The 17,775-nt window shown below is 60.5% G+C and carries 12 protein-coding genes and 1 riboswitch; of the genes, 7 read left to right on the top strand and 5 right to left on the bottom strand.

The window, feature by feature from the left end; translation table 11 throughout:
* Positions 1-10: 10 nt before the first annotated feature.
* On the bottom strand, positions 11-865 hold the full coding sequence (gene cdaA, locus PYK22_RS12960; RefSeq protein ID WP_041977926.1) for a diadenylate cyclase CdaA: 855 nt from the start codon (positions 863-865) through the stop codon (positions 11-13).
* 429 nt (positions 866-1,294) lie between these two features.
* Between cdaA and PYK22_RS12955 the strand changes: the two genes are divergently transcribed.
* A complete protein-coding gene (locus PYK22_RS12955) occupies positions 1,295-2,470 on the top strand; it encodes a type IV pilus twitching motility protein PilT (protein ID WP_041978960.1) in 1,176 nt (391 codons plus the stop codon).
* A 21-nt stretch (positions 2,471-2,491) separates the two neighbouring features.
* On the top strand, positions 2,492-3,247 hold the full coding sequence (locus PYK22_RS12950) for a zinc-ribbon domain-containing protein (RefSeq protein WP_041977924.1): 756 nt from the start codon (positions 2,492-2,494) through the stop codon (positions 3,245-3,247).
* Between the two features lies 1 nt (position 3,248).
* Here the strand turns inward: PYK22_RS12950 and PYK22_RS16870 are convergent, their stop codons facing one another.
* Positions 3,249-6,287, bottom strand: coding sequence for a sigma 54-interacting transcriptional regulator (locus PYK22_RS16870; RefSeq protein ID WP_162199853.1), 3,039 nt, complete (start codon positions 6,285-6,287; stop codon positions 3,249-3,251).
* Between the two features lie 369 nt (positions 6,288-6,656).
* Between PYK22_RS16870 and PYK22_RS12940 the strand changes: the two genes are divergently transcribed.
* Positions 6,657-8,615 (top strand): APC family permease, encoded by a 1,959-nt coding sequence (locus tag PYK22_RS12940; RefSeq protein WP_041977922.1) that lies wholly within the window; start codon positions 6,657-6,659, stop codon positions 8,613-8,615.
* 47 nt (positions 8,616-8,662) lie between these two features.
* Positions 8,663-8,797, top strand: a riboswitch (cyclic di-AMP (ydaO/yuaA leader).
* Between the two features lie 72 nt (positions 8,798-8,869).
* Positions 8,870-10,792 carry an APC family permease gene (locus tag PYK22_RS12935; protein WP_041977920.1) on the top strand — a complete coding sequence of 641 codons (1,923 nt, stop codon included), beginning with the start codon at positions 8,870-8,872 and terminating at the stop codon, positions 10,790-10,792.
* Between the two features lie 276 nt (positions 10,793-11,068).
* Here PYK22_RS12935 and PYK22_RS12925 read toward each other — a convergent pair whose 3' ends face one another.
* Both PYK22_RS12925 and rpsU read right to left on the bottom strand, forming a co-directional pair.
* On the bottom strand, positions 11,069-11,386 hold the full coding sequence (locus tag PYK22_RS12925; RefSeq protein WP_041978954.1) for a zinc-ribbon domain containing protein: 318 nt from the start codon (positions 11,384-11,386) through the stop codon (positions 11,069-11,071).
* 177 nt (positions 11,387-11,563) lie between these two features.
* On the bottom strand, positions 11,564-11,761 hold the full coding sequence (rpsU, locus tag PYK22_RS12920; RefSeq protein ID WP_041977915.1) for a 30S ribosomal protein S21: 198 nt from the start codon (positions 11,759-11,761) through the stop codon (positions 11,564-11,566).
* A 160-nt stretch (positions 11,762-11,921) separates the two neighbouring features.
* Between rpsU and PYK22_RS12915 the strand changes: the two genes are divergently transcribed.
* The 3 genes from PYK22_RS12915 (at position 11,922) to PYK22_RS12905 (ending at position 16,654) form a co-directional block, all read left to right on the top strand.
* Positions 11,922-13,664 carry an MBL fold metallo-hydrolase gene (locus tag PYK22_RS12915; RefSeq protein WP_083437844.1) on the top strand — a complete coding sequence of 581 codons (1,743 nt, stop codon included), beginning with the start codon at positions 11,922-11,924 and terminating at the stop codon, positions 13,662-13,664.
* 84 nt (positions 13,665-13,748) lie between these two features.
* Positions 13,749-15,218 carry a magnesium chelatase gene (locus PYK22_RS12910; protein WP_041977912.1) on the top strand — a complete coding sequence of 490 codons (1,470 nt, stop codon included), beginning with the start codon at positions 13,749-13,751 and terminating at the stop codon, positions 15,216-15,218.
* Positions 15,219-15,334: 116 nt separating this feature from the next.
* Positions 15,335-16,654: a vWA domain-containing protein gene (locus tag PYK22_RS12905; protein WP_041977909.1), complete on the top strand. Its 1,320-nt coding sequence runs from the start codon at positions 15,335-15,337 to the stop codon at positions 16,652-16,654.
* A gap of 207 nt (positions 16,655-16,861) precedes the next feature.
* Here the strand turns inward: PYK22_RS12905 and PYK22_RS12900 are convergent, their stop codons facing one another.
* Positions 16,862-17,764 (bottom strand): DUF4097 family beta strand repeat-containing protein, encoded by a 903-nt coding sequence (locus PYK22_RS12900; protein WP_041977906.1) that lies wholly within the window; start codon positions 17,762-17,764, stop codon positions 16,862-16,864.
* Between the last annotated feature and the right edge of the window lie 11 nt (positions 17,765-17,775).

Genomic DNA, 17,775 nt, shown 5'->3' with positions numbered 1-17,775 from the left:
CAAGCTCTGGTTAAGTGGTGATCGCCTCTTCCGCTTCGCGCTCGGTCTCCGCGCCCAGCCTTCCCACCCTGCGCCTCTGACGCGGCGCCAGCAAGGCCTGCACGATCGCGGCCCGCAACCGCGTGGCATCGAGACCTCGCTTGATCTGCCCGCGTTCGACGAACGAAATGAGGCCCGTCTCCTCCGAAACGACGATGGCGACGGCATCGGTGACCTCTGTGATGCCGATGGCCGCGCGATGGCGCGTGCCCAAATCTTTCGACAGAAGCGGATTGAGCGTCAACGGCAAAAAGCACGAGGCGGCGACGATGCGATGCTCGCGAATGATCACCGCCCCATCGTGCAAGGGGGAGGCCGGATTGAAGATCGCCACGAGAAGATCGTAGCTCAGCTCGGCGTCAAGTCTGATGCCGCTCTCGGCTGCGTTCGTCAAACTTATCCCGCGCTCGATGACGATCAAGGCCCCCGTTTTGGTCGAGGCGAGCGTCGTCGCGGCAAGCACTATCTCATCGTATACGCCTTCGCCAAACTGCCCGCGATGGCTCCGCCACAAAGGGAGACGCAACCGGTTCCCAAGGGAGATGAGCGCTTGCCTGATCTCGGTCTGGAAAAGGACGATGACCGCGACGCCGACATACAGAAGCGCGCTGCGCAGAATGAATTCAAGCGTCGCGAGTCTCTGCCAGATGGCGAGCCAGTAGAGGGCCGCAAAACCGAGCAGTCCCGCAGCCATCGGGGCCGCGCGCGTCCCACGCACCAAACGAAGCACGGTGTAGACGATGACGAAGACCAAAGCGACATCCACGATGCTGCGCGGTTCGCTTAGCCGTTCTAGATACTCCGTGTAGGACAAGAGCAGTATCACCGTGCCTCTCTCTACTCGATCTCGCTATCACGCGCCGCTCGGGAAGCGGCGTAGTGGACGACACAGTTCGCATTGCGGGCGCAATGGAAAAACGAGCGAACAAGATCTTTAAGTTTCCAAGCCGCTACGGAGCGCAGCCAGCGTTTGAATGTGCACGACCCCACGAGGAATTTAACGCATGATCTAGGGCGGAATCAAGCGGAAGGGCGGCTTTGTTGGCAGAGGCGGGAAGCCAAAAGGCGCGCAGGAGGGCGCGAAGAGCCGAACGGAGAGCCTGAGGACGGCCCCGCGCTAAAGCTAGTTTCGGAACAAGGAGTGTGTTTAAAAATTTTTGCTTGCGTTTATCGCGGGAGATGGGCAACAATGATGCGGGCGGGGCGCGCTTGCGTCCCGCCGACCTCGAGACGAGCCTTCTTTTCCGGAGCCGCTATGAGTTTCTTCGATCCTGCGCCGATCATCGAACGCATGTTGCTCGTTTCCGACAAGATCAGCGACCTCAACTTCTCCGTCGGGCAGCCGCCGCAGGTGGAGATCAACGGGAAATTGACTCCCGTACAGCCTTTGGGGGTGCAGAAGCTTACGCCCTATCAGACCGAGATCCTCGCCATGGCGATCCTCAAGGGCCATCCCGACGCAGCGGAGCGTTTGATTCGGACCGGCGCCGTCGATCTCAGTTTCTCTCTGCCGTCGCGCACGCGCTTTCGCGTGAACATCTTCCAGCAGCGCGGCACCTATTCGATCGTCATGCGCTTGATCCCGACCGAGATCCCGACGCTCCGCTCGTTGCGTTTGCCGCCGCAGCTTGCCGAGATCGCCGAGTTGCGCAACGGCATAGTCCTCGTGACCGGGCCTACCGGATCGGGCAAGAGTTCGACCTTAGCCGCGATCATCGATCTCATCAACGAGACGAAGCACTATCACATCGTCACGATCGAGGATCCGATCGAGTTCTTGCACACGCACAAGAATTCGACCATCAACCAGCGCGAGATCGGTTCGGACGCCGTCGATTTCCCTTCGGCGCTGCGCGCCGCGCTACGTCAGGCGCCGAAGGTTATCCTGATCGGCGAGATGCGCGATCTCGAGACGACCGAGATCGCGCTCGAAGCGGCGGAGACTGGCCATCTCGTCCTTTCGACGCTGCACACGATCGATGCTTCGAAGACGGTCGATCGCATCATTGGGCTCTATCCGAAGAACGAAGAGCCGGTGATTCGCACGCGACTGGCCCAGACTTTCCGCTACATCATCTCGCAGCGTTTGATTCCGCGGGCTGACGGTCGTGGTCGCATCGCAGCGGTTGAGATCTTGAAATCCACGCCGCGCACGCGCGAGTACATCCAAGAGGGCGAATCGGAGGGCAAATCTCTGCTCGATGCGATGCGCGATGGTCAACTGGACGGGATGCAAGATTTCGACACGGTGATCAAAGGGATGATCGAACGCGGGATCATCACGCTCGAGGATGGTTTGGCGTTTGCCACCAACCAGAACAACTTGCTCCTGGCGCTCAAAGGGCTCTCTTCGGGCGACGACTATCTGCGCGCGCAAGGGATGTCGCCCGCATCGGAGCCAAAACCTTCGATCTTCGAGGTCATCGAGTGAGAATCACGTCGAGGTGTTGAGATGATCGTCACCTGTTCGCACTGCGCCGCGCGTTTGCAACTCGACGAGGCGAAACTGCCGTCGCGCCCATTCACCGTGCGGTGTCCGAAATGTCAACAGAACGTCAACGTCCAGCCGCCGGTCTTAAGCCGCGTGGGCGTGCAGGAATCGGTGTCAGCTGGCCCGCCCGTGCGTCCCATTCCGGCTCCGGCCTTCACGCTCGAAGGTCAAGAGCGGGGCAGGACCGAAACGCTCGAGCGTTCGACCGGAGTTTCGACCGAGGAGCTGTTGAACGCTCTGGTTGCGCTCGTGCGCGGCGAGGGGGCGCAGGTCGACTTCGTGCGGCGTCAGCGCGCGCGCCGCGCGCTCCTTTGCCTTGAGGCGCGCCATCGCGAATCGGTCGCCCGCTCGCTTGCGGAGAACCATTACGAGGTTTACCTCGCCGCGGACACCTCACAGGCTATCGAGCGAATGCGTGAGGATAAGATCGACGTGTTCGTTCTTGACGTCGAATTCGACGCGGCTGAGCAGGGGGCTGCTTTCCTGACGCGCGAGATCATGGCGCTTCGTCCGGCTGAGCGTCGAAGGCTCTTCTTCGTGCAGGTCTCGCCGACGGTGCGCACGGCTGACGCTCACGCCGCTTTTCTCAACAACGCCAATCTCGTCGTCAACACGGCGGACCTCAAGGATCTGCCATCGCTTCTCGATTACACGATTCGCAGCTTCAACGAGCTTTACAAAGACTATTTCGCCGCGTTGCGGCTTGCGCCGCTATGATTCAGGCGTCGTGCGCGGCGATCCGCTCAACATCTAATCCATATCGCTCCATCTTGAGGTAGAGGCCGCGCCGCGTCAGTCCGAGTTCGCGGGCCGTGCGCGAGATGTTGCCGCGGTGGCGGCGCAGCGCATCGACGATCATGCGCTTTTCGAGCGTCGTCAACGCATCGGCGAGCGTCATTCCGGGCGTCGGGGCGCTGATCGTGGGATTGGCGGTTTGCAGCGGGATCGCCTTGCGTCGCACCTCTGGCGAGAGATGATCGGGCGTGATGATCGTGCCATCTTCCGCGCGCGCGACGATCCGCTGAATTTCGTTGCAGAGCTGACGGACGTTACCGGGCCAATCGTAGACCATCAGTAGGTCCATCGCTTGCGGGGTGATTTGGATATCGCGGCGACCGAAGCGTGATGAGTAGTGGTTCAGGTAATAGGTGACGATGGCCGGAATCTCTGAGCGGCGTTCGCGCAAGGGCGGCACGCAGAGACGGATGACGTTGAGGCGGTAGTAGAGGTCTTCACGGAAACGCCCTTCGGCGACCAATCTCTCCAGATCGGTGTTGGTGGCCGCGATGATGCGCACATCGATCTTGGTCGGGCGTTGATCTCCGAGCGGTTGGATTTCGCCCTCTTGAAGGAATCGCAGCAGTTTCGGTTGCACGTCGAGCGGCAGATCTCCGACTTCGTCGAGGAAGAGCGTGCCGCCGGCAGCCGTTCTGATCACGCCTGGCGAGTCAGCGATCGCTCCGGTGAACGCTCCGCGGCGATAGCCGAACAAGTAGGCTTCGGCCAGTTCCTTCGGGACCGCCGTGCAATTGAATGGGATGAAGACCTTGGTTCGGCGAGAAGAGAGTTGATGAATGGCTCGCGCGACCAGCTCTTTGCCCGTTCCGGATTCTCCGGTAATCAGCACCGTCACATCTGACGAGCGGATCTTGTGGACCTCTTCGATGAGCCGCATCATCGCCGGGCTCGAGTGGATGAAGCCGGGCATCAGGCTCTGGTCCGTGGGCGACGCGGCGAGGTTGCTGCTGAAGCCTGTCTGCGTGCGTTCGCGAAGCGCGCATACGTCGAGCCCCAGCTCGACGACGCGCAGCAGCGGATAGAGCGCGAGCCCGTTGGGCAGCGCGTCTGTGATGGCCGGAGAGACGAGGAGCAGGACCTGCGGGGCATGGGTCGGGCGCAAGGTGAAAAGCGAGACGTCATGTTCTTGCATCCAGCGTTCGCGCGCCTCGCGGCCCAAGCTGTTCCACTCCGCGACGACGAGATTGGGGAGATCTTTCCGATTCGATTGTGCGGCGCCGAGGTGATAGCGTTCTTTGTCATCGCGATCCTGTTCGAGCAGGACGACGAAGCGGCTATTCGCCTCCTGATGGATGATCGCGGCAAGCTCGCGCAGCAGGAGTTCGCGCGAGGCGACGGCTTCGGTTAGGCGAAGGGTCAGTATTTGCGCGAGCGCCGAGGGTTCCGGCTTCGACTCGCTGATCGGTTGGCCCAGCCCGCGCAGGGCCTCTTCCGATCGTTCGATGAGCGGACGCGCTCCGAGTTCGCGGAACGTTTTGGCGGCGAGCGACAAATGCTCGATGGCGCGTTCAGGGTGACTGTTCGCATAGGTGCGCCCGAGCCAGTAGTGGGCCAACGCGCTTCGGTACCGATCGCCGAGCATCTCGAAGATGGAGACGCTGCGCCCGAAGTGATGTGCGGCGAGCGCGTGATCGGCCTGGGCCAGCGCCAAGATGCCATAGATGCGCTGCGCTTCGCCGATGTTGGCGAGTTCGGCGGCGCTGTTGCTCGTCGTCTCGCTGACGGTCTGCAGGTAGTTGTTACATTCGTCCAGATGACCGCAATCGAGATGGGCTTCGGCGAGCAATAGATGCGCGTCGCGGATCGCTTGCCGATCGCTGATGCTTTCGGCCAACGCGAGCGCGATCCTACCCTCCTCGATGGCCCGGCGCGCTTGTCCCATCGCCAGATAGAGTCGGCCCAACGTGCGCCGCGCCTGACCGATGTACCACTTGTTGCCGTGCTCCGTCGCCAAGCGAACGGCGCGTTCGAGATAGTCTTGGGCTTGTCTGTGGTCCCCGCGCAACGTCGCCAATTCGCCGAGCGAATCGAGGATCATCGGCACCTGTGCGGTGTGACGATCGGTGCTGAGAGCCAGTTCGAGAGCTCGTTCGAGGGCCTCTTGGGCCCGTTTCCAATCGCCGAGCAGGATCAAGTTTATGCCGAGGTTGTTATAGCCGAGCGCGGCGTTGGCTTTGTGTTCGGTCCGCTCGTAATAACCGATCGCTTTTTCGAGGCACCGGATGCCGTCTTGTGGGCGTTTGAGGAACCAGTATGCCCCGGCCATGTTGGCGTAGATCTTGCCGAGCGTGAAGAGGGCCGGGCGATCGCCGATCAGGTCGAGCGCGTGCTGGAAATTCTCCAGCGCCATCTCGTAATTGCCTTCGAGCGTGTCGGTGACGGCGATGCCGAGATAAGTCTCCGCCAAACCGCGCCAATCGCCGGTTCGGCGCAGATGCGCGAGCGCGCGTTCGGCGTAATCGTGCGAGATGGAGTTCTCGTTGATGCTACGGTAGACGCGCGCCAGCGCGCTGTAGGTGAGCCCTAGTTGATAGGCCGAACCATCCTCGCCGATCTCGCGCAACGTCGCTTGCAATAGCGCGATCGCTTTCGGATGATCGCCCAGTTGGTTGTAGGCTAACCCGATCCGAACGCGCACGGCGATGTTCGTCTCCGGCGTAAGCGCTGCTCGCTTGCTCGGCACCTCGTAGATCCGCACGGCTTCCAGGGCTTCGCGATAACGCCCCTGCATCTCGAGCGCCAGCGAAAGAAGGCAGCGGGCTTGAGCCTGTAGGGATTCGTCGCCGCTCGCTTGGATGAGACGGCGCAGGCGCTCTTCGGCCAATCGGGATTGCCCGCCATCAAGCAGTTGATGGGCCCTTTCAAGCTCTTCGTTCCAAGACGACGGAGCGGCGCTTCGGAGCGGCCCGCCCCCTTCGCTTTGACTCCGCTTCGAGATCTCAACCGCTTTCGCGCTCATCTTCGGTGGCGTCATCCTCGCGATCTCCCACGAAGGCGTACAATTCGGCGTCCGGGCGGTCTATTCGACTGGACCTTATCGAGAGCGAGACCGGGGCTGCCGTTCTATGGATCTTCAAGGGTTTTGAGCCGATACTTTAACATAAAAACGCGAGAATGCGACAACATCTTTTCGCCCGCCGATCGGGGGCAAGGGAGTTTTGTCTTTTGCGGTAAACGGGCGTAGGATGGATCGTCGGACGGCGATCGAGCGCGGCGTTGATCGCGCTTGCGCCGTTTAATCTTTGAGTTTTGAGGTCGAGACCCGTTCGCTCTCGAAACCGGAGCTCGTCTCGAGCCGGCGGGGGAGGGAAGCCCGAGAGGTTGTCGAATGATCGAAACTCTGGTCCAGCGTAAGGCGACGTCGAAGCGCTTCAAACGTTGGTTGCTCAAGGGGCTGACGAGAGAGACGGAAGGTCCGCACAAGGGCGGAAGCGCCCACCCGACACACGCTTGGTGGAAGGTGATGTGTTTGACGGGTGTGGACTACTTTTCGACGCTCGGCTATCAACCGGGCATCGCCTTCTTGGCCGCAGGAGTCCTCTCCCCGATCGCGACGCTGATCCTCGTGATGTTGACGCTTTTCGGCGCTTTGCCGATCTACAGCCGCGTCGCCGCCGAAAGCCCTCATGGCGAAGGCTCGATCGCGATGCTCGAGCGGCTCTTCTCGCGCTGGAAAGGCAAGCTCTTCGTCCTCGTCCTGTTAGGATTCGTCGCGACCGATTTCATCATCACCATCACGCTATCGGCGGCGGATGCGACGGCCCATATCCTCGAAAACCCATTCACTCCGCAATTCTTAGAGCACCGCGTGCTGTTGACGCTCGCCCTCATCGCCATTCTCGGCGCGATCTTTCTGAAAGGATTTAGAGAGGCGATCGGCCTCGCCGTCCTTCTCGTCGGCGTCTATCTCGCGGTGAACGTGATCGTCGTGGCGCGCGGGTTATACGAAGTCCTCGCGCATCCGGAAGTCTTCCCGCGCTGGCGTCACGCGCTCCTTGCACACCCACAGACGCATGGCAATCCGCTGTTGATGCTGGGCCTAGCCTTCATCCTCTTCCCAAAATTGGCCCTCGGCCTTTCCGGATTTGAGACCGGAGTCGCCGTCATGCCGCTCGTCAAAGGGGATCCCGGTGATGTCGAGGAGCGCCCGCTCGGACGGATCCGCAACACGCGAAAACTGCTGCGCACGGCGGCGCTCATCATGAGCGTGATGTTGATCGCCAGCAGTTTGACGACGACGCTGCTCATCCCCGCTGAGGAGTTCGAAACGGGAGGCAAGGCCAACGGGCGCGCGCTCGCTTATCTGGCCCACCTCTTCTTCGGCGATGCGTTCGGCACGCTCTATGATATCAGCACGATCGCGATCCTGTGGTTCGCCGGAGCGTCGGCGATGGCCGGGTTGCTGAACATCGTGCCGCGCTATCTGCCGCGCTACGGCATGGCGCCCAATTGGGCGCGGGCGACGCGCCCGCTGGTCTTGGTCTACACGGCGGTCGCCTTCGCCGTCACGATCATCTTCGAGGCCGATGTGGACGCGCAAGGCGGCGCTTATGCGACGGGCGTCCTGGTGCTGATGACTTCGGCGGCCATCGCCGTGTTCGTCTCATCGCGACGACGGCGAGAGCGGGCGAGGACGATCGCCTTCCTGTGCATCACGCTGGTCTTCATCTACACGACGGTGGTCAACGTCATCGAGCGTCCCGAAGGGATCAAGATCGCTTCGTTCTTCATCGTGACGATCATCTTCACCTCATTCATGTCGCGCGCCTTGCGCACGACCGAGTTGCGCGTCGAGCGCGTCGAACTTGATGATCTGGCCCGACAGTTCATCGAAGAGGTCAGTCGTGGTCGGAATGAGATCAGAATCGTCGCCAATCGACGCGATCGCGGCGACGTGCGCGAGTACGCGCAGAAGGAGCGCGAAAAGCGCGCCGATAACCATATCCCGACGCGCGATCCGATCATCTTCTTCGAGGTGACGCCCGGCGATGCCTCGGAATTTTCGGGCGTGCTTCGCGTCAAGGGCGTCAAAGTGGACGGTTACCGGGTCTTGCGGACGGAAAGTCCGGCGGTCCCGAACGCGATCGCCGCTTTCCTCCTCTACTTGCGCGATACGACGGGCAAAGTGCCGCACGTCTATTTCGGTTGGAGCGAGGGAAACCCGCTCGCTTACCTCTTCAAGTACGTCGCCTTCGGCGAAGGCGACACGGCGCCGGTGACGCATGAGGTCTTGCGGCAAGCGGAACCGAATCCCGAACGGCGACCTGTCGTTCATGTCGGCGGCTGATTGCACTGCGTGAGGGTTAGAGCGTAAAATTGGGGTTTTGACAATCTGCGTCCTGCTGGCCGAAGCCGCGTTCGTGCGCGGCGCGGGGGAACCAGATCGACCGGGGCGAATCGCCATAGGCGCGTAGGGCACTTCCAGCCCGAGCCCGACAGCTAACCTCGTAGGCGTTATGGAAGGGCAGAGGACCGTGCGGGGGATCTTTGGGGCACGGAGGCTGCGCGCTTCCGTGCCCTTTTCGGTTTCAGGGTGAAGAAATGGCGGTTTCCATCAAACGGTTGCTGGTCGGCACTCCGTTGCCGACGGCGCAAGCCGTGCATGAAAGGTTGACGAAGAAGACGGCGCTCGCCGTCTTCTCTTCGGACGCGCTCTCTTCGACGGCGTATGCCACCGAAGAGATCCTCCTCGTGTTGGCCGTCGCCGTCGCTTACGGCGATGCGCGCGCGTTCGGTTACATCATCCCTTTGTCGCTTTGCATCGTCGCTTTGATCGCCATCGTCAGCGCGAGCTATCGGCAGACGATCTACGCCTATCCTTCGGGCGGCGGAGCGTATATCGTCGCCAAAGATAACCTCGGGGCCACCGCCGGGTTGGTCGCCGGAGCGTCTTTGCTCGTCGATTATGTCCTAACGGTTGCCGTCTCCGTATCTGCTGGAGTTGCGGCGATCACATCGGCGGCGCAGGGCACGCGCTACGCTTGGCTCGATCAGCACAAGGTCCTGCTCTCGTTGCTGCTCATCGCTTTCATCGCGATCGCCAATCTGCGCGGCGTGCGCGAATCGGGGATGATCTTCTCCGTTCCGACCTATGCCTTCATCTGTTCCTTCCTTTTCATGATCGGATTCGGCTTGTGCCGCTACTTCTATTTCGGCGTCGCCGAGCCGATCGGTGCCGGAGAGTTGAAGATCGCCGAAGGTTACAGGCCACAGCCGTTGACCTTCTTCCTGCTACTCAGCGCTTTTTCGAACGGCTGCTCGGCGCTCACCGGGATTGAAGCGATCTCAAATGGGGTGCAGGCTTTTCGTCGGCCCGAATCGCGGAATGCCGCGACGACCCTCGTTTGGATGGCCCTTCTCCTTTCGGTGATGTTTCTCGGGACGAGCGTGATGGCCTATCTGTATGGTGTGCATCCGCACGCGAACGAGACGGTGATCTCGCAGTTTGCGCGCGCCATCTTCGCCGGCCCGCTGAACTGGTTCTATTATGCGGTGCAGGCGACCACCGCGGCGATCCTCGTGCTCGCGGCGAACACGTCGTTTGCCGACTTCCCGCGCTTGGCCTCCATCATGGCGCGGGATCGCTATCTGCCGCGCCAACTCGCCAATCGCGGCGATCGATTAGTCTATTCGAACGGCATCGTGCTGTTAGCGCTCTTCGCCAGCCTGCTCATCATCGCCTTCGGCGGCGACACGCACCGTTTGATCCCGCTCTACGCGATCGGCGTTTTCCTCTCCTTCACGCTCTCGCAAGCCGGGATGGTGCGCCATTGGTGGCGCGAACGCGAGCATCAGCGCGAAGCGACGCAGGGGGGCAGCGAGTCCTCATCGGCGAAGAGCTCGCATTGGCGCCGCGCCATCTTGATCAACGGTTTGGGCGCATGTTGCACCTTCACCGTCCTGTGCGTCTTCGTCGTGACGAAGTTCGTGCATGGCGCCTGGCTCGTCGTGGTGATCGTCCCTCTGCTCGTCATGATGTTCCGCGCCATTTATGATCATTATCAAGATGTGGCGCGCCAACTTTCGACCGAAGGGATGGAGATGATCCCGACGCCGCGCCATCGCGTCGTCGTCCCCATCTCGGGCGTGCATCGCGGCGTCGTCTATGCGCTCGAATATGCCAAAGCGATCTCGCCGGATGATGAGGTGACGGCTGTTTATGTCGATTTGGATGAGGAGGCGACGCGGAAATTGCGCGAGAAATGGGAAAGATGGGGGCAAGGCATCAAACTCGTCATCCTTCCGTCGCCCTACCGCGAACTGACGCGACCGTTGCTCCGCTATATCGAACGGCTTAAACGGCGGGATGAAGGCGCTTTCGTCACGGTCGTGATCCCGGAGTTCGTGCCCGCGCGCTGGTGGCAACATCTGCTTCACAATCAAAGCTCATTGCTGCTCAAAGGCGCGTTGTTATTCAGGAAAGGGGTTGTCGTCACCAGCGTTCCCTACCACCTCGAGAGATGATGCCGATCTGAAATCGTCAAGTGGGGTGGAAAAGGTCTCTTTCGAAGTTGGCAATCAGGCTGAGATCAGGCAAATCCAAGTCAAACCGCCAAGTGGCGTGGAAGAGGTCTCTTTCGAGAGCGGATCGATTGGGATTCGAGCGCGCGTCTCGATTGGATCGAACGTCGGTTTCGGCCTTCGAGACAGTATGGACTTGACCGCCGCGAGGAGGCGGGCGCTTAGCGGCTGAACGAGCGAACCTCTTGCGCCCTTATGGCCGCGGCGAACGTCGAGCCTTCAGCTCTGCTCTGCGCTCTTGTGTGCGAGGAAACAGGAGCGGCAGTAGACGGGGCGTCCCTGCCAAGGGTAGAAGGGCACGGTGGTCGCTTGGCCACATTGCGCGCACACGACGGGAACTTCGACGCGACGACGAACGCCTTCAGCCTGCGCCGCCATGATCGCGGCGATGCGCTCGTTCTTCGCCTGCTTGCATGGTTTACATCGTTTCGGCGGGTTCTGTAGCCCCTTATCACGGAAGAAGATCTGTTCGCCTGCCGTCCAGATGAACTCCTCTCCGCAATCTATACATTTGATGATGCGATCTCGGAATTCCATCTCGACTTCGTTCCATTCTCCGTTGACTCGACTATTCCCCTCCATCTGCATACGCCTTCCCCGTCCGTGCAATTTAAAGAAAACCCTCACCGAAGATTGTTTCGGGCGTCAAACAACATCGGTGAGGGAAGTCGCTCAACGCATTAGCTGAGTTGGTGCGACCCATCGGTCATCGCTTCACATCTCATTACGGCGCGCCTTCTTGCGGTTGCGCTTGCGCGCGAGCGCCGATTTCAACCGACGCTTCTCGCCCGGCTTGAGGTAGAAGGTATGCTTCTTGTAATCGCGGATGATATCCTCGCTCTGCACGCGCCGTTTGAAACGCCGGAGCGCGGATTCGATCGATTCGCCCTCATTGACGATCACGAGCGCCACCCCTCTCACCTCCTTTCGGGCCGATAGATTTTGGCTTTCGGCGAAGCTAAGCCAGCGGCCAATTAACCCAGCAAAGTAATATCTGCTTTCCATCCCTGTCAAGAGTCAGTTTGCATGGATCTCATTAATCTTTTTTATTCCCTCTGGTGACGCCCTTTTTATGGGCGAGGCTGGCGCTTTCCACCTGTTGTCGCGGGCGAGCCGTCTCCTGTGGCGTGCATCGCGTTGCTCGCTTCGGCTTTGCGGCGAGTGCTATACTTTCAACGTTCGCGCCAAGCTTTATGGGATGCCTTTGCGGCGCTCGACTTTCGGGAGAGTTCGTTTGCCTGAATTCGAGAAAGCGGAACACGCCTTAAACGAAGACGCTCGTGAAGCTCACAGTCGAGCGCGCGCGCTCGCTTCGGCAAAGGATGCGCTGCCCGTAGATGCGGCGGCGGTCATCCTGATCCGCGAGCGCGGAAGTCGCGTCGAAGTCTTTTGGGTGAGGCGGAACGAACGGCTCTCTTTCCTCGGGGGATTCTACGCTTTCCCCGGAGGGCAGCGCGAGGCGACCGATGCCGATACGGTCGTGATCGGTTGCGACGATCGCAATCTGGCGAGCATGATCGCGTGTGCTGCGCGAGAGCTCTTCGAAGAACTGGGCGTGCTCATTGCGCGCCGCAGCGATCGTTTGACGCGCGGTCAGATCGGATCGCTGTTCGATGAACTGCGGAGCGGGCGCATGGATTTCCCTCAGCTCCTCGAACATTTCGGGCTGCATCTCGACGCCCGCGATTTCACTTTCGTCGGACGCTGGGTGACGCCGCCTTTCAGCCCGCGGCGCTTCAACACGTGGTTCTTCTTGGTCCGCTGTCCACGCAAACAACAGCCGCGCATCATCAATCCCGAGGGGGAATTATCCTTCGGCGAATGGATCGAGGCCCGAGAAGCCGTCGCCAAATGGCAACGCGGTGAAGCGCTGATGGTGCCACCCGTGCTACATGCTCTTCGAACGCTGGCGCAGGGCGTTGGGGACGATCTGGTGGAGCGATTTTTGAGCACGCCTCATGCTTATGGTCATCCCGTGCGGCGCATCGAATTCGTCCCCGGGATCGTCTGCTTCCCTTTGCGCACGCCGACCAAACCGCCCGCCACACACACGAACTGTTATATCGTGGGGCGGCGTGAGCTGGTGGTCATCGATCCAGCCTCGCCTTACGAAGAAGAGCAGCGTTCGTTGCATGATTGCTTGAACGAGATGCGCGCTCGCGGCTGCGCGGTGCGCGAGCTCATCTTGACGCACCATCATCCGGACCACGTAGGCGGCGTTGAAGCGCTACGGAAGTTCCTCAACGTTCCCGTCGCTGCGCATCGGCTGACGGCTGAAGCCTTGAAGGGAAGGATCGGGATCGACCGCTTCATCGAAGACGGCGAAACGATCGAACTCGACGGTGATCCACCGCTCATCCTACGTGCGCTTCATACGCCGGGGCACGCGCGCGGGCATCTATGTTTCTACGAAGAGCGTTTGGGAGCGTTGTTGACGGGCGATCTCGTCGTCGGCGTCGGGACGGTGCTCATCGATCCGATTGACGGCGACATGCGCGACTATTTGCGCTCGCTCGAGAGGCTGCTCGCTCTGCCGCGGTTGACCGTATTGTTGAGCGCGCACGGGCCGGCCATCGCCAACGCGCGCGCGCGCATCAGTGATTACATCGCGCATCGTTTGGCGCGCGAGCGCGAGATACTCGCTGCGGTGCGTGATGGGGTGGCATCGCCAGCGGAGATCGCTGCGCGCGTTTATGCGGATCTTCCCGCCGCCGCGCGCGCGCTGGCCGAACGCTCAGTGCTCGCACATCTGCGCAAACTCGTCGCAGACGGACTCCTTGCGCAGGTCGATCATGATCGCTATGTCGCTTTGTGACGGCGCGAGATTGAGGACGATGATCCTTAAATTTTGCGCCTTTTGATGACTCGAACGAAATCTTCAAATGAAGGGGCAAGGGAGATGGCATTACCGAGGACTTTAGGTGAACTCAAAAAGAGCGGATATCGTTCGCGATCGGTCAAAGATGAGATGCGCGCTAATCTTCTCGGCAAACTGCGCGCTGGAGAGCGGATCTTCCCCGGCATCATAGGTTACGATGAGACGGTCGTGCCGCAGATCATCAACGCGATTCTCGCCAAACACAACATGATCCTGCTGGGTTTGCGCGGGCAGGCCAAAAGCCGCATCATTCGCCAGCTCGTCACCTTGCTTGATGAGCGCATCCCCATCATCGAAGGGTCGGAGATCAACGACGATCCGCTGCGCCCGATCAGCGCTTACGGGCGGCGCATGATCGAGGAGATGGGCGACGAGACTCCGATCGCGTGGATCGAGCGCGATGCGCGTTTCGTCGAAAAGCTCGCCACGCCCGATGTCACGATCGCCGATATCATCGGCGACGTCGATCCGATCAAAGCCGCCAAGGGCGGTCACGTCCTGAGCGATGAGTTGACGATCCATTACGGGTTGCTCCCGCGCGCCAATCGCGGGATCTTCGCCATCAACGAACTGCCCGATCTGGCGGGCAAGATTCAGGTCGGGCTTTTCAACATCATGCAGGAAGGCGATGTGCAGATCAAAGGCTATCCGGTCCGATTGCCGCTCGATGTGATGATGGTCTTTAGCGCCAATCCGGAAGATTACACGGCGCGCGGCAAGATCATCACGCCTTTGAAGGACCGCATCGGCGCCGAGATCATGACGCACTATCCGAAAGAACTGCAACAGGCCATCGAGATCACGCGGCAGGAGGCCTGGACCGATCGCGATGGGATCGAGGGAGAGATCATCATCCCGGATTTCATCCGCGAGATCGTCGAGCAGATCGCGTTCGAAGCGCGCGATGATCAGCGCATCGACAAACGTTCCGGTGTCTCGCAACGCATGCCGATCACGGTGATGGAATCGGTCGTCTCAAACGCCGAACGGCGCGCGCTGCTCACGGGCGAAGAGCGGATCTCGGCGCGCATCGCCGACATCTACGCGGCCATCCCGTCGATGACCGGTAAGATGGAGCTCGAATACGAAGGCGAGCAGGTCGGCGCCACCAAGATCGCCAAAGATCTGATCAAGCGCGCGGCGGGCGAGATCTTCGAGGGCTACTTCGTCGGCATAGATTTCACCAAAACCGTCCAATGGTTCGATCAGGGCGGCACGCTGCGGCTGAGCGATACGGCTTCCGCCGAAGAGTGCCTGCTGCTCATCGAGGAGGTGCCCGAGCTGATCGAAACGGCGCTCGTTCCGTTCGATTTCAAGCGCGACGATGTGGCGCTCACGGTCGCCGCATGCGAGTTCGCGCTCGAAGGGCTTTACGCGCACAACAAAATTTCGCGCAACGAGGAAGGAGGCTATGCGGCGGCGACCAAAGCGCGCAAAGACCGTCGCGGCATGATCTACGAGGACTTGACCGGCACGGGGCGATATAGCTGAGCCACTGCCGATGACCGTGGGCGGATCATCCGAAGTCCAAACGGCAGACGCTTGCGGTCGTCGCTCGCTTGAAGGGGGCGTGACCGTCCACATGCGATAGTTGGTGGTGAACGATCATGAGATTCATACGCTACTCAAAATTCAGAGGGTTCGACGTTTCAGGCATCAATCTCGGCGACCTCATGGATGCATTGCAGGACCAGTTGCTCTACTCTGGTTACGATGACGACTACTACTGGTCCAGAAGGTCGCGCCCTATGGACCGATCGCTCGATGCGCTCCGTCAAGCGTTGCTCCAAGCCTTGATGGAGATGGGCGAGTTGTCGCAGCAGGACATCGAGCAGATGCTTGCCGAAAGCAACGGTCGGTTCCGCGGCTCGCAGCTCGAAGAGCTTCTCAATCAGCTGATCGAGCGGCTCGTCGAAGAGGGATATCTTACCCTGCGCGAAGAGCCGCTGACGCCCGCGCAGCAGGCGCGCCTGCGACGCGAAAAGGGACAGGGGCGTTTCGAAGAGCCTCTGCCGCGCAACATCAGATTTGAGGTCACCGAAAAGGGATTGGATTTTCTCGGTTACAAGACGTTGCAGAAGCTTTTGGGCAGTCTAGGTCGTTCCTCGGTTGGACGACATGAAACGCAGTATCTGGCAACGGGCGTCGAAGCGGAGCGAAGCTCCAAACAGTACGAATTTGGCGACACGATCAACCTGGACGTCAACGCGACGCTCCTTTCGGCGATCCGGCGCGAGGGGCTGAGCATCCCGCTCAATCTCGAGTACAGCGACCTCTATGTTCACCAGTGCGATTACCAATCTTCGTGCGCGACCGTCGTCATGCTCGATTGTTCGCACTCGATGATCCTTTACGGCGAAGACCGTTTCACTCCGGCGAAGAAGGTCGCGCTGGCGCTCGCCCATCTGATCCGCACGCAGTATCCGGGAGATTCCCTGAAGGTCGTCCTCTTTCACGATTCGGCGGAGGAGTTGCCGCTCGCCAAGCTCGCCACGACGCAGGTCGGCCCGTACCACACGAACACGGCGGAAGGTTTAAGATTGGCGCGCAAACTCCTGCTGGCGCAGCGCAAGGAGATGCGCCAGATCGTCATGATCACAGACGGCAAGCCGACCGCTTGTTTTGTGGACGCCGCAAGTTTGGGTCGTCGCTCATCCGAAGGCGCGCCTTCAGGTCGCCGGCTCTACAAAAACTCGATGGGCTTTGATCCGATCGTCATGGCCGAAACCTTCCGCGAAGTTCAAGCCTGTCGAAAGGCCGGCATCATGATCAACACCTTCATGTTGGCGAGCGATTACTATCTGGTCGAGTTCGTCAAACAGATGACGGCGATGACCAACGGCAAGGCCTATTTCGCCACTCCGGGCAATCTGTCGCAATTCGTCTTGATAGACTTCTTGCGGCGTAAGAAGAGTCGCGTGCGTTGAAAGGCCCGAAACGGTCCGGGGGCGAGATCTCGACAGACGGATCGGCGCGCGTTGTGAAGATTGGAAACGGATCGCTGAAGTGACGGCGGGAAAATTATCGCGATGCGCTGGGGCAGAGTCTTGGCCCAGTTCGGTCCAAGCGGAAGCGCGCGCGCAGGATGGGCGCGTCTTGTCCTTAACAATGTTGCTGCCCAGCGGCGGATGACCTCAATTATCGCGATACTCGGCAAATCTGAGAAGGCCATCGCCTACGGTGAATGAAAACGTCGCTCCTCCGGCGCCGAACCGCGCTTGCCAAGACTTGCCATCCGCGGACAGATCGGATCGGTTCACAGCGCGTTTCGCTTCGTTCACGATGCGCCCTGTGCGCAAAACTCTGGCGGATACCTCGGCGTTCAAGCTGGCCGGAATTTCGATCGTCATCTCGCCGTTGGCCAGACGCAGATCCGCGCCGCGCCCGCGCCAACTGGGTGCCGGTAGGCGAAGTTTAAGCGATCCACGCCCGACCGTTGCGACGACGCTCCCTCCGGTCATCTCGAGCGTGACATCGCCTTCGCTCACGTTGAGATTGATCGCGCCTTCGACTCCGCTCAGATGCACGGTGCCGTTTCCGGCGTATATCTCCAGATCCGTTTGCGGTGGGACGCGCACGCGATAATCGACCTTCCACGCGGCTTCGAGCAATCTCTGGGGAAAATCTGGAGCGAGGCGCTTGAGCGTGCGCCGGTCGTGCGTGCCGGTGGTGAAGATGCGCAGATGGTTAGGCTCTTCATCGATGACGAAACCGATCACGCGCGCAAGTTGAGCCAGATCCTCTTCCGAGTCGGCTCGCATCTCCATCTCAGCCGCGATCTCCGCTTCAGCCCGCGGCCAAGCTTCGATGGTGATCGAGCCGTGCGGTGCGCCGAAGAGGCTGAGCGTGCCTCCGTAAGGTAAAGGGCGGCGCTCCTGGCGCGTGGTGGTGCGCGTCAGCGATTCCGCCTGAACTTTCCGTTGCGCGTAACCCGCATTAGCCAGCGGCGCGAGAAGGAGCAAAAGCAGAGCGCGTTGCCACCGGTTGCGCGATGAGCCGCGGTCTGATCTCGCGTTGCCGAATCTATCGGAGAGCATCGGCAGATGGA

This window comes from Pyrinomonas methylaliphatogenes (assembly GCF_000820845.2).
GTDB classification, from domain to species: Bacteria; Acidobacteriota; Blastocatellia; order Pyrinomonadales; family Pyrinomonadaceae; genus Pyrinomonas; species Pyrinomonas methylaliphatogenes.
Note: the sequence above shows the minus strand (reverse complement) of the source record. Positions and strands in the feature narration are given on the sequence as shown.